We start from the raw sequence: 12,636 nt of genomic DNA on the forward strand, positions 1-12,636 counted from the left end.
TCCTCTCAGCCCTCGTCGCGGGCCCTTCGGCCCGTATCCGCTGTCTCAGCCCTTGGCCACGGCGCGCAGCCGGTCGAGCACCTCGGCCCGCAGCTCCGCCGGTTCCAGCACCACCACGTCCGGGCCGAACTCCACCAGCCAGGCGTCCAGCCCGTGCCCGTAGGGGATCTCCAGCTCGTCCCAGCCGTCGCCCAGCTCGCGCGTGGCCAGGGCCCGCGCCCGCAGCGGATACCCGTGGTCCGCGCGCACCTTGATCAGGGCCGTGCCCGTCGCCGTCTCGCCGGCCCAGCGCTCGACCGTCTCGCGGACCGTCACGTGATCGGGCACCGGCGCGGTGAAGGGGATGCCCCGCGAGCGCACCTTGCCGGTGATCCGGGACAGCCGGAAGACGCGCTCCGCCTTGCGGTCGCGGTCCCAGCCCGCCAGGTACCAGTGGCCGCGCCAGCACTCCAGCTGCCACGGCTCGACGTGCCGCTGCTCGGGGCGGGCCGAGTTCGCCTTGCGGTAGTCGAAGACCACCGGGCGCCGGTCGCGCGCGGCCAGCATCAGCGGCTCGAAGGCGGCCTCGTGGACCGGGATCCGCGTCTCCAGGGCGCTGTGGCTGCCGTAGACCTCTTCCGCGAGCGGCATTCCGGCGGCCCGCAGCTTCTGCAGTGCGCCGCTGGCCGCGGCGGCCAGGCGGGCCTGCTGCCAGACGCTGGCGGCCAGGCCCAAGGCGGCGGCCTCCTCGACGTCCAGCGTGACGGGGGGCAGGCGGTTGCTGTCGCGGCGGGCCAGATAGCCGGTCTCGCCGTCGACGCTCTCCACCGTCTCGATGATCAGGCCGAGCTCGCGCAGGTCGTCCTTGTCGCGCTCGAACATGCGGTTGAAGGCGTCATCGCTGCCCGTGGCGTTGTCCGGGGCCCCGGAGGCCGCACCGGGCCCCGACCCGGAGGCGACACCGCTTCCCGGGCCAAAGGCTTCGAGGTAAGCCTCGATGGACCCCCGCAGCTCCCGCTTGCTGAGCGGACGGCGCGTCCCCAGCAGGCACAGCGCCAGGTTCATCAGCCGCTCGGCCTTGGCAATCGCCATCGACGCCCTCTCTACTTGTGCTCTCAACCGTTGACCGTACCGCTCCGGTCTTCCTGCGCAAAAGCCGAGGGCCCATGCCCCTGGGGGACATGGACCCTCGGCCCGCCGACAGGTCGGCGTCAGACCGCGATCAGGTCGCAGACGAAGATCAGCGTCTCGCCCGGGGCGATCACGCCGCCACCGGCGCCACGGTCGCCGTAGCCGAGGTGGGCGGGGATGACCAGCTTGCGGCGGCCACCGACCTTCATGCCCTGGATGCCCTTGTCCCAGCCCTCGATGACCTGGCCGGCGCCCAGCTTGAACTCCAGCGGGTTGCCACGGTTCCAGCTCGCGTCGAACTCCTCGCCGGTGGAGAAGGCCACGCCCACGTAGTGGACCTTGACGAAGTCGCCGGCCTTGGCGACGGCGCCGTCGCCCTCCCAGATCTCGGTGATCTCCAGGTCAGAGGGCACCGGGCCCTCGGGGAAGTCGATCTCGGGCTTGTCGATGCTCACGAAAGTGCTCCTACGAAAGAATCTTGTAGACAACCGTGCAAGTCTGGCAGATCCCGATCGGAAATCAGACCTTGCCCACGATGTCCACGACGAAGACCAGCGTGTTCTTCTCCAGGCCGTTGCCGGTCTGGCCCTCGTAACCCAGCTTCGGCGGGATCACCAGCTCGACCCGGTCCCCGACGTGCTTGCCGACCAGGCCCTTGTCCCAGCCCTGGACGACGGAGCCCGTGCCGATCTGGAAGCTCGTCGCGCCCGAGTGGTCCCAGGAGGAGTCGAACTTCTTGCCGTCCTCCCACTTCACGCCGGTGTACTGGGCGATCAGCCCCTCGCCCGCCTTGATCTCCGGGCCGGTGCCCTTGATCAGCACCTGCTCCTTGAGGTCGGAGGGCGCCTTGGTGTCCTTGGGGATCGTGATCTCCGCGGCCTTCTGCGGCAGCACCTTCACCTCGGGCATGCCCTCGTCCGGCTTCGCCTGGTCGCCCTTGACCTCGCTCTTCGGGTCGACCTTCTGGCCGCCGACGACGTCGACGACCCAGACCAGGCCGTCCTCGGGGTCCAGGCCCAGCTGCGGGTTGACCTGCTCGCCGATGGTGTCCTTCACCGTGCCCACGACCTCGACCCGGCTGCCGGCCCGCTGGCCGATCACGGCGTCCGCCACCTTCGCGGGCACCTGCTGGCCCGGCTGACCCGCGGCGAAGACGTCCTGGCGGCGCACGTCCTTGTTGCCCGGGATCTGCCCCTGGCTCGACCAGGAACCTCCCAGCGGCTTGTCGTCCTTCATGCTCTGCACCGCGAAGTCGAGCCGCACGAACGTGCCCTTCTCGACCTTGTCGCCCTTGCCCTCCGACAGCGTCTTGACGGTGAGCTCGCCGCCCGGCTTCGCATCCTTCTCCACGGAGATCTCGGGCTTCTGGCCGAAGTCCCCCTTCACCGAGACCTTCGCCTCGGACGAGCCTTTGCCGTCACCGCACGCGGCGGCGGAGAACAGCAGGACAGGCACGGCAAGCGCCGCGGCCAGGCGACGCGTGTTCATCGTGAGGTTCATCAGTCCAACTCGGGCTAGGGGGGTGGCTGAGCAGTGCCCGCCACTCTACGGCCTGATCCTGTGCGATCAACCCTGCCCGACACGGCACTGCGCCGGGCCCCACGGCCCGGCGCAGCCCCACCCGCTCACATCCCGGCGATCAGCTTCTCCACCCGGTCGTCCACGGACCGGAAGGGGTCCTTGCACAGCACCGTCCGCTGCGCCTGGTCATTGAGCTTCAGGTGCACCCAGTCGACCGTGAAGTCGCGCCGCTGCTCCTGTGCGCGGCGGATGAAGTCGCCCCGCAGCCGGGCCCGCGTCGTCTGCGGGGGCACGGACTTGCCCTCGAAGATCTTGAGGTCGTTGCACACCCGGGCCGCCCGGCCGCGCTTCTCCAGCAGGTAGTACAGCCCGCGGCGGCGGTGGATGTCGTGGTACGCGAGGTCTATCTGCGCGACCCTCGGGTGCGACATGGTGATGTTGTTCTTCGCCCGGTACTGCTCGATGAGCTGGTACTTCATCACCCAGTCGATCTCCGTGGAGATACGGTCCAGGTCCTCGTCCCGGACGGCCTCCAGGGTGCGGCCCCACAGCTCCAGGACGCGCTCCACCGTGCCCGTGCGGATGCCGCGGCGCTCGCAGAAGTCCACGGCCTTCTCGTAGTACTCCTGCTGGACCTCCAGGGCGGAGGCCTCGCGCCCGCTCGCGAGCCGGACCTTCCGCCGGCCCGTGATGTCGTGGCTGACCTCGCGGATGGCCCGGATGGGATTCTCCAGCGTGAGGTCGCGCATGACCGTGCCCGCCTCGATCATGCGCAGCACCAGATCCGTCGCGCCGACCTTCAGCAGCATCGTCGTCTCGGACATGTTGGAGTCGCCGACGATGACGTGCAGGCGGCGGTAGCGCTCGGCGTCGGCGTGCGGCTCGTCACGGGTGTTGATGATCGGGCGGGAGCGGGTGGTCGCCGAGCTGACGCCCTCCCAGATGTGCTCCGCGCGCTGGCTGACGCAGTAGACCGCGCCGCGGGGCGTCTGCAGGACCTTCCCCGCCCCGCACAGCAGCTGCCGCGTCACCAGGAAGGGGATGAGGATGTCCGCAAGACGCGAGAACTCCCCGTGCCGCGCGACGAGATAGTTCTCGTGGCAGCCGTAGGAGTTCCCGGCGGAGTCGGTGTTGTTCTTGAAGAGATAGACGTCGCCCGCGATCCCCTCCTCGTGCAGGCGCCGCTCGGCATCGACGAGCAGGCCCTCGAGAATGCGCTCTCCGGCCTTGTCGTGGGTGACCAGCTCGACCACGCTGTCGCACTCCGGCGTTGCATATTCGGGGTGCGAGCCCACATCCAGGTAGAGACGCGCTCCGTTGCGCAGGAAGACATTGCTGCTGCGGCCCCAGGAAACGACACGGCGGAAGAGGTAGCGCGCCACTTCGTCAGGCGACAGCCGGCGCTGTCCCCTGAAGGTGCACGTGACGCCGTACTCGTTCTCCAGCCCGAAAATGCGGCGGTCCATGCCTGAACATTACGCCTGATGCCCTGCGCTGAAACCGGGTTCGACCGCACCGTTCCGATCATTTTCCGACCGGGCCACGACGGGCGACGGGGTCGCGGGGGCCTGCAGCCACCGGCGGGCCGCCACCATGACGAGCAGCGCCGCCGCGCCGCCGCCCACGGCGACCAGGTACCCCGCCCGTGCACCGCCGCTCTGGACCGCCGGGCCGACCACGCCGGAGCCGATGGCGGCGCCCACGCCGAAGGAGGTCACCAGCCAGGAGAAGGCCTCCGTGACCGTACCGCGCGGCGCGTGCCGGTCCACGACGACGAAGGCACAGGCCAGACACGGCGCCAGGAAGAGACCGGCCACACCGGCGAGCACCGTCATCATCACGGTGCCCGGGACCAGCAGCAGCGGCAGGTAGCAGACCGCGAGACCGGCCACGAGCAGCCGCAGGCGCTGCTCCGGCGTGCCCGGCCACTGGCGGTGGCCGTAGACCGTGCCGCCGATGAGGGCGCCCACGCCGATCGCGGAGAGGATGTACCCGGCGGTGGCGTCGTTCCCGGCGTCCTTGCCGTAGGCGATCGCCGCCACGGCGATCGAGCCCAGCGCGGTGCCGATGAAGAAGAACGTGCCGAGGACGACGCGCAGCCCGGGCGAGCGCAGCGCGCCCAGCCAGTGCGCCTCGCGCGGCGCACTGCGCCACTCCCGCGAGGGCCGCGAGGTGACGACGGCGAGCGCGCCCAGGGCGCCGAGGGCGTTGATCACGAACAGTGCTGCGGCCGGGGACCACACGGCGACCATGCCGGAGATGATCAGCGGGCCGACGACGTACATCAGCTCCTGGGCGATGGCGTCCAGGGAGTACGCGGCGTGAATCCGCTCCTCGCTCTTGAGGACCGAGGGCCACAGCGCCCGCAGGCCGCCCTCCAGCGGCGGGGTGAAGAATCCGGACACCACCATGGCCGCGTACGCTAGGAAGGCCGGCTCCGGGCCGGTGACGGCGAAGACCGCCATGCCGAGCGCGGCCATCAGGGCCGAGGGAAGCATGACGCGGGGCTGGCCGTAGAGGTCGACGGCCCGGCCCAGCAGGGGCTGGCCGACGGCGTTCGCCACACCGTAGACGGCGGACAGCGCTCCGGCGAATGCGAAGCTGCCGCCCTCCGCGAGGACGAAGAGCGGGATCGCGAGCGCGGCCGTGGCGTTCGGCAGGCGACCCACCAGCGTGCCTGTGAGCAGGCGTGCGGCGTGCCGCGTTCTGAGCATTTCGCCGTAGCCGGCCGCCATCGGTGACTTCCTCTCTTCCCCGAGCCTCGGGTTTTACGTATAACTAGAAGCGTCATACGTATCATGGCCGCAGCCCGCGGGTCCAACCGCCGCAGGCTGGGGCATAGGGGAGGCACCGACAGTGACCAGCGGTGAAGAGACCGGGCAGCGCCGCGACGAGCGGTGGCCCACGGCCCGCGGCCCCCGCGCCGGAGCCCGTGCCACCAGCCGCGACGTCGCCCGGGCCGCAGGCGTCTCGCAGGCCACGGTCTCCCTCGTGATGGGCGAGAAGTGGCGCGGGCGGGTCTCCGAGCGCACCGCCGAGGCCGTCCGCTCCGCCGCCCGGAGCCTGGGCTACCGCCCCAACCTCGCCGCCCGCGACCTCCGCCTCGGGCGCACCCGCACGGTCCTCCTCGTCGTCCCGGCGCTCACCAACGAATTCTTCGCCCGGGTCCACACCGGAGTCGTCCGCGTGGCCCGCGAGCACGGCCTCGGCGTCGTCCTCTACCTCTCCCCCGAGGGCACCGGCCCGGCCCCCGACCCGTTCGCCTCCGCCAGCTCCACCCTCGACGGCGTCCTCGCCTCCTCGATGGCCGCCGAGGCCGTCGGCGCCATCCGGGGCGGCGGCCTCCCGCTCGTCATGCTCGACAGCGACCCGGGCCACGAAGGCGCCTCCGCCACCGTCAACCCCGACATCGCCGACGGCATGCGCCAGGTCGCGGAGCACCTGCTGGGCCTCGGGCACCGGCGCTTCCTCCACCTCGCCTCGGACATCGACACCTGGACCTTCCGGGTCCGCGCCGACGCCCTCGCCGGCGCCTTGCGCGAGGCGGCCGGCGTGACGCTGCGGACGGAGCGGGCGCCCCTCACCGTCGCCGACGGGCTGCGCGCCACCGAGAAGGCCCTGGCCGAGCCCGGCCACCGCCCCACCGCGATCATCTGCGACGACGACGTCCTCGCCGCGGGCGCGTGCAAGGCCGCCCGCCGGCTGGGCCTGCAGGTGCCCACCGACCTCTCCGTCACCGGCTTCACCGACCTGGCCCTCGCCACGGCCGTCGAGCCGGAGCTCACCACCGTGCAGCTGCCGGCCGAGGCCGTCGGCGAGGCCGGCATGCGTGCCCTCGTGGCCGTCCTCGACGGGCGGCCGCCGGCCCCCGAGGCCCTCCCGGTCCGGCTCGTCACCCGCGGCACCACGGCCTACGCCCGCCCCTAGCGCCCGCGTCCTCCGGACGGCGAAAGCCGTGCGCCCCGCCGGGATGACCCGACGGGGCGCACGGTGTTTCGGCAAGCAGAGAAATCAGCTCTCGGACGAGGCCGCTCCGCCCTCCTCGGACGAACCCTCCGGCTCCGCACCGGACTCGGTCGCACCGGACTCGGCCGCGCCGGTGGGCGTGTCCTCCAGCAGACGCGACAGCTGACGGCCCAGCAGCCGCTTGAACTTCCGCTGCTGCGGCCGCGTCCGGTCGAGGACGGCGACCTCCAGCTGCTCGGCGGTCAGCGTGCGCTCGCCGCCGTTGTTGTCGCGGGTGAGGGACTCGACCGCGAGCTTCAGCGCCTCGGAAAGGGTCATTCCGTCGCGGTGCCGCTGATCGAGGTAGGTGCTGATCTGATCGGCATTGCCACCGATAGCGACCGAACCGTGCTCATCCACGATCGAACCGTCATGCGGCAGCCGGTAGATCTGGTCGTCCTCGGGGCCCGCGCCGACCTCGGCGACGATCAGCTCGACCTCGTAGGGCTTCTCGGCCGCGCTGGAGAAGATCCCGCCCAGCGTCTGGGCGTAGACATTGGCCAGGCCACGGGCCGTGACGTCGTCCCGGTCGTAGGTGTAACCCCGCAGATCCGCGTAGCGCACACCGCCGATCCGCAGATTCTCGAATTCGTTGTACTTGCCGACCGCCGCGAAAGCGATCCGGTCATAGATCTCGCTGACCTTGTGCAGGGCCCGGGACGGGTTCTCGGCAACGAAGACAACGCCATCGGTGTACTGGAGCACCACGACACTGCGGCCGCGCGCAATGCCCTTGCGGGCGTACTCGGCGCGGTCGGCCATGGCCTGCTGAGGTGATACATAGAACGGCGTCGACACCGGTTATCCGTCCCTTTCTGTCAATGAGGGGTACATTCCGAAAGCCTCGGATCAGAGGAGGGCGGCCCGGGGGCCGTCCGGCTCCTGGAGCCGCCGTTCGTGGATCGCCCGGACGATCTCGGAGCACTCCGCCTCGGTGAGCTTTCGGAATCCCTCCTCGGTGATGACGGTGACGATCGGATAGATACGCCGTGCAAGATCCGGGCCGCCGGTCGCGGAGTCGTCGTCGGCGGCGTCGTAGAGCGCCTGGACGACGAGCGTGAGGGCCTGGCTCTCCGTCAGATCCTCACGGAAGAGCTTCTTCAGCGACCCCCGGGCGAAGACCGAGCCCGAGCCGGTCGCGGCGAAGCCGTGCTCCTCCGAGCGCCCGCCGGTCACGTCGTAGGAGAAGATCCGGCCCTTCTGGCGGTCCACGTCCCAGCCGGCGAACAGCGGCACCACGGCCAGGCCCTGCATGGCCATGCCGAGGTTGCCACGGATCATCGTCGACAGCCGGTTCGCCTTGCCCTCCAGCGAGAGCTGAACCCCTTCGACCTTCTCGAAGTGCTCCAGCTCCAGCTGGAAGAGCTTGACCATCTCCACGGCCAGACCGGCCGTGCCGGCGATGCCCACCGCCGAGTACTCGTCGGCCGGGAAGACCTTCTCGATGTCGCGCTGGGCGATGACGTTGCCCATCGTGGCCCGCCGGTCACCGGCCAGCACCACACCGCCCGGGAACGACGCCCCGACGATCGTCGTCCCATGGGGGATCTCGATCGCGCCCTTCACCGCCGGGAGCGGCCGGTTGCCCGGGAGCAGCCCAGGGGAGTGCGAGGCCAGGAAATCCATGAACGACGAGGAGCCGGGGGTCAGGAAGGCAGCCGGCAGACGCCCGGTGCTACGAGTGTTGGCTTCCACACGTTTCCTTCCACGTATGCAGCGGCCCGCCCCATGACGTCCGCTCGATCCTTGAACCGCCCCAGGGCCGCGTCGGAGCTGGGGCGCAGTACGCCACGGACCTTACCGGTCCCATGATCATGTTCGACAGGCGCCGGCAGCCGCCTACTCGCCGCCCTTCTGGACGAAGGAGCGCACGAAGTCCTCGGCGTTCTCCTCGAGGACGTCGTCGATCTCGTCCAGCACGGAGTCGACGTCGTCCGACAGCTTCTCCTGCCGTTCCTTGAGGTCCTCCGAGACCTGCGCATCCTGCGCCTGCTCCTCGACGTCCTCTGTGGATCGCGTGGCCTTCTGCTGACCGCCGCCGGTGTCCTTGGTCGCCATATCCCTCACCCCGCTCGGTTCGACGTACAAGATCGGACGTACTCAGGTCCCTACTCGGCCCTTGATCAGACCCTACAAGCAGGGTCCGGCATCGGCCCTGCACTTGCTACAACGTCCCGGAACCACCGTGATGATTCCCTGAACGCCGTCCTCTCAGACCTGCTCAGCCCCCGGAGAGCACCCGGACCAGCTCCTCCGCGGTGCGGCAGCGGTCCAGGAGCTCCTTGACGTGGTTGCGCGTGCCGCGCAGCGGCTCCAGGGTGGGCACCCGCTGCAGGGAGTCACGGCCCGGGAGGTCGAAGATCACCGAGTCCCAGGAGGCCGCGGCCACGTCGTCCGCGTACTGCTCCAGGCAGCGGCCGCGGAAGTAGGCCCGCGTGTCCTCGGGCGGGACCGTGCGGGCGCGCTCCACCTCGGTCTCGTCCAGCAGCCGCTTCATCTTGCCGCGGGCCGCGAGACGGTTGTACAGGCCCTTGTCGGCCCGGACGTCGGCGTACTGCAGGTCCACCAGGTGCAGGCGGGCGGCGTCCCAGCCCAGGCCGTCGCGGCGGCGGTAGCCCTCCAGGAGCTCCCGCTTGGCCACCCAGTCCAGCTCGCCGGCGAGGCTCATCGGATCGTGCTCCAGCCGGTTCAGCACGTCCTCCCAGCGGCCGAGCACGTCCTTGGTCTGCTCGTCGGCATCCGCCCCGAAGCGGTTCTCGACGTACTTGCGGGCCAGCTCGTAGTACTCCATCTGGAGCTGGACGGCGGTGAGCGTGCGGCCGCTGCGGAGCGTGATCAGTCGTTGCAGGGTGGGGTCGTGGCTGACCTGGTGGAGGGTGCGCACGGGCTGGTCGACCGCGAGGTCGGAGACGATGAAGCCGTCCTCGATCATGGACAGGACCAGCGCCGTGGTGCCCAGCTTGAGGTAGGTCGAGATCTCCGAGAGGTTCGCGTCACCGATGATCACATGGAGCCGGCGGTACTTCTCGGCGTCGGCGTGCGGCTCGTCGCGGGTGTTGATGATCGGCCGCTTGAGGGTGGTCTCCAGGCCCACCTCGACCTCGAAGTAGTCCGCGCGCTGGCTGAGCTGGAAGCCGTGCTCGTGGCCGTCCTGGCCGATGCCGACGCGGCCCGCGCCGGTGACGACCTGGCGGGAGACGAAGAAGGGCGTCAGGTGGCGCACGATGTCCGAGAAGGGGGTCTCCCGCTTCATCAGGTAGTTCTCGTGGGTGCCGTAGGACGCGCCCTTGTTGTCGGTGTTGTTCTTGTAGAGGTGGATCGGCTGGGCTCCGGGCAGCTGGGCGGCGCGCTCGGCGGCCTCGGCCATGATCCGTTCGCCGGCCTTGTCCCACAGGACGGCGTCCCGGGGGTTGGTGATCTCCGGCGAGCTGTACTCGGGGTGGGCGTGGTCGACGTAGAGTCGCGCGCCGTTGGTCAGGATGACGTTGGCGAGGCCGATGTCCTCGTCGGTGAGCTGGCTGGAGTCCGCGGCTTCGCGGGCGAGGTCGAAGCCCCGGGCGTCCCGCAGCGGGTTCTCCTCCTCGAAGTCCCAGCGGGCACGTCGCGCCCGGTGCATCGCCGCGGCGTAGGCGTTGACGATCTGGGACGAGGTGAGCATGGCATTGGCGTTCGGGTGACCGGGGACGGAGATCCCGTACTCCGTCTCAATGCCCATTACTCGCCGTACGGTCATGCGGCCCTCCTTGCCCGGCGGCGCCCCCTGGTGGGGTCGGCGCTCAAGTACCGCTGCGCATCCGGTCCGTGTCCGGCCCTCGATCCCCCATCGCGCTGTGCGGCGGTATCGAAGAGCCTAGAACGGCTTTGCGGCGGTGGGGAGATCATTACAGTCATTGCTCCGCTTCGTGGCGTACCCGGGCCATGGACGCTCCCCGTGGCGCGATCCCGGCGGGAAACCTGGCGGGAACGGCGCACACCCCGGGAAAAAACACATCCGGCTGCGGTTGTCCCGGGGTGTGCCCCCGCCAGGGCGGGGGCGGGACATCCGCAGCCGGACGGCCGTACTACAGGTACTGGCCGGTATTGGCCACCGTGTCGATCGAGCGGCCGGTGTCGGCGCCCTGCTTCCCGGTGACGAGGGTGCGGATGAAGACGATCCGCTCGCCCTTCTTGCCGGAGATCCGGGCCCAGTCGTCCGGGTTGGTGGTGTTGGGCAGGTCCTCGTTCTCCTTGAACTCGTCGACGCAGGCGGCGAGCAGGTGGGAGACGCGCAGACCCTTCTGGTTGTGGTCGAGGAAGGCCTTGATCGCCATCTTCTTCGCCCGGTCCACGATGTTCTGGATCATGGCGCCGGAGTTGAAGTCCTTGAAGTAGAGGACTTCCTTGTCGCCGTTGGCGTAGGTGACCTCGAGGAAGCGGTTCTCCTCGGACTCGGCGTACATCTGCTCGACGACCGACTGGATCATGCCCGCCACGGCGGCCCTGGAGTCGCCCCCGTGCTCGGTGAGGTCGTCCGCGTGGATGGGCAGGGTCTCGGTCAGGTACTTCGAGAAGATGTCCTTGGCGGCCTCCGCGTCCGGGCGCTCGATCTTGATCTTCACATCGAGGCGGCCGGGGCGCAGGATCGCCGGGTCGATCATGTCCTCCCGGTTGGAGGCGCCGATCACGATCACGTTCTCCAGGCCCTCGACGCCGTCGATCTCCGAGAGGAGCTGGGGGACGATGGTGTTCTCGACGTCCGAGCTGACCCCGGATCCGCGGGTGCGGAAGAGGGAGTCCATCTCGTCGAAGAAGACGATGACCGGGGTGCCCTCGCTCGCCTTCTCCCGGGCGCGCTGGAAGATCAGCCGGATGTGCCGCTCGGTCTCCCCGACGTACTTGTTGAGGAGCTCGGGGCCCTTGATGTTGAGGAAGAAGCTCTTCCCCGCGGGCTTGCCGGTGACCTCGGCGACCTTCTTGGCAAGGGAGTTGGCGACGGCCTTGGCGATGAGCGTCTTGCCGCAGCCGGGCGGACCGTAGAGCAGCACGCCCTTGGGCGGGCGCAGTTCGTGCTCCTTGAAGAGGTCGGGGTAGAGGTAGGGGAGCTCGACCGCATCGCGGATCAGCTCGATCTGGTTTCCCAGACCGCCGATCTTGGTGTAGTCGATGTCCGGGACCTCTTCGAGGACCAGCTCCTCGACCTCGCTCTTCGGGATGATCTCGTAGACGTAGCCGGATCGGGGTTCGAGGAGCAGGGCGTCCCCGGGGCGGATGGTGATGTCCAGCAGCGGCTCGGCGAGCCTCACCACCCGCTCCTCGTCGGTGTGCCCGATGACCAGGGCACGCTCGCCGTCCTCAAGGATCTCCTTGAGGGTGACGATGTCCCCGGCTCGTTCGAACTCCATGGCTTCGACCACGTTGAGCGCTTCGTTGAGCATGACCTCCTGGCCCCGCCGGAGATCCTCCGCCTCGACGCCGGGGCTGACGTTCACCCGGAGCTTGCGGCCCCCGGTGAAGATGTCGGCCGTGCCGTCGTCGTTGGCCTTGAGGAAGACTCCGAAGCCGGCCGGCGGCTGAGCGAGCCGGTCGACCTCCTCCTTGAGGGCGACGATCTGGTCGCGCGCCTCGCGGAGGGTGTTGGCGAGCCGCTCGTTCTGAGCGGACACTCCGGCCAGGTTGGTCTGGAGCTCGACGATCCGCTCTTCGAGAATCCTCGTGTGACGCGGAGAGTCGGCGAGCTTGCGCCGCAGGACGGCGATCTCCTGCTCGTAATAGGCAACCTGGCTCGCGAGGTCGTCGGACGCTCGTCCCGGCCGGATGCCGCGGTTCATGTCGTCGTCGTGGGCTGCCACGGTCCTCACCTCCTCCAAGGGGAGCTGGACGCTTCCTGACCCTACCTGGGCCGGTGCAGGTTGAAACCCCTAGATCACAAACCCGGTCGGAGTGTGTCCGATCTTCACCCTTGCGCACGTCCCCACAGCAGGGGAATACCCACCCATCAACATCGGAAAGCGGGCGGTTGTA

At 69.6% G+C, this 12,636-nt stretch carries 12 protein-coding genes; 1 reads left to right on the forward strand and 11 read right to left on the reverse strand.

Annotated features, from left to right (window positions below; translation table 11 throughout):
• Window positions 1-45: 45 nt before the first annotated feature.
• The 5 genes from IE241_RS25870 to IE241_RS25890 form a co-directional block, all read right to left on the reverse strand.
• Entirely contained in the window at window positions 46-1,071 is a 1,026-nt protein-coding gene (locus IE241_RS25870; RefSeq protein ID WP_190024232.1) for a helix-turn-helix transcriptional regulator, read from the reverse strand.
• A 119-nt stretch (window positions 1,072-1,190) separates the two neighbouring features.
• Window positions 1,191-1,565, reverse strand: coding sequence for an FKBP-type peptidyl-prolyl cis-trans isomerase (locus IE241_RS25875; RefSeq protein WP_190024233.1), 375 nt, complete (start codon window positions 1,563-1,565; stop codon window positions 1,191-1,193).
• 64 nt (window positions 1,566-1,629) lie between these two features.
• Complete coding sequence (locus tag IE241_RS25880; RefSeq protein ID WP_229899803.1) at window positions 1,630-2,598, reverse strand: FKBP-type peptidyl-prolyl cis-trans isomerase; 969 nt, start codon at window positions 2,596-2,598, stop codon at window positions 1,630-1,632.
• Window positions 2,599-2,735: 137 nt separating this feature from the next.
• Window positions 2,736-4,097 (reverse strand): Pup--protein ligase, encoded by a 1,362-nt coding sequence (gene pafA, locus IE241_RS25885; protein ID WP_168094223.1) that lies wholly within the window; start codon window positions 4,095-4,097, stop codon window positions 2,736-2,738.
• Between the two features lie 9 nt (window positions 4,098-4,106).
• Window positions 4,107-5,366: an MFS transporter gene (locus tag IE241_RS25890; RefSeq protein ID WP_190024235.1), complete on the reverse strand. Its 1,260-nt coding sequence runs from the start codon at window positions 5,364-5,366 to the stop codon at window positions 4,107-4,109.
• 121 nt (window positions 5,367-5,487) lie between these two features.
• Between IE241_RS25890 and IE241_RS25895 the strand changes: the two genes are divergently transcribed.
• Window positions 5,488-6,558 (forward strand): LacI family DNA-binding transcriptional regulator, encoded by a 1,071-nt coding sequence (locus IE241_RS25895; protein ID WP_229899805.1) that lies wholly within the window; start codon window positions 5,488-5,490, stop codon window positions 6,556-6,558.
• Between the two features lie 84 nt (window positions 6,559-6,642).
• On the opposite strand, the gene prcA is transcribed toward IE241_RS25895, so the two are convergent.
• The 6 genes from prcA to arc all read right to left on the reverse strand — a co-directional run bounded on the left by prcA (window position 6,643) and on the right by arc (window position 12,464).
• On the reverse strand, window positions 6,643-7,434 hold the full coding sequence (gene prcA, locus IE241_RS25900) for a proteasome subunit alpha (RefSeq protein ID WP_190024236.1): 792 nt from the start codon (window positions 7,432-7,434) through the stop codon (window positions 6,643-6,645).
• A 51-nt stretch (window positions 7,435-7,485) separates the two neighbouring features.
• Window positions 7,486-8,331: a proteasome subunit beta gene (prcB, locus tag IE241_RS25905; protein WP_190024237.1), complete on the reverse strand. Its 846-nt coding sequence runs from the start codon at window positions 8,329-8,331 to the stop codon at window positions 7,486-7,488.
• Window positions 8,283-8,471 (reverse strand): endonuclease domain-containing protein, encoded by a 189-nt coding sequence (locus tag IE241_RS25910; RefSeq protein WP_190024356.1) that lies wholly within the window; start codon window positions 8,469-8,471, stop codon window positions 8,283-8,285. Before IE241_RS25910 ends, prcB begins: the two co-directional genes overlap by 49 nt.
• 4 nt (window positions 8,472-8,475) lie before the next feature.
• Window positions 8,476-8,694 (reverse strand): ubiquitin-like protein Pup, encoded by a 219-nt coding sequence (locus tag IE241_RS25915; protein WP_058045164.1) that lies wholly within the window; start codon window positions 8,692-8,694, stop codon window positions 8,476-8,478.
• A gap of 163 nt (window positions 8,695-8,857) precedes the next feature.
• Window positions 8,858-10,369 (reverse strand): depupylase/deamidase Dop, encoded by a 1,512-nt coding sequence (gene dop, locus IE241_RS25920; protein WP_373300760.1) that lies wholly within the window; start codon window positions 10,367-10,369, stop codon window positions 8,858-8,860.
• Between the two features lie 328 nt (window positions 10,370-10,697).
• The gene (gene arc / locus IE241_RS25925) at window positions 10,698-12,464 is read right to left on the reverse strand and encodes a proteasome ATPase (RefSeq protein ID WP_190024238.1); all 1,767 of its coding nucleotides are present in this window, start codon (window positions 12,462-12,464) and stop codon (window positions 10,698-10,700) included.
• Window positions 12,465-12,636: the final 172 nt, after the last annotated feature.

The sequence above is a fragment of the Streptomyces hiroshimensis genome (assembly GCF_014650335.1).
GTDB lineage: Bacteria > Actinomycetota > Actinomycetes > Streptomycetales > Streptomycetaceae > Streptomyces > Streptomyces hiroshimensis.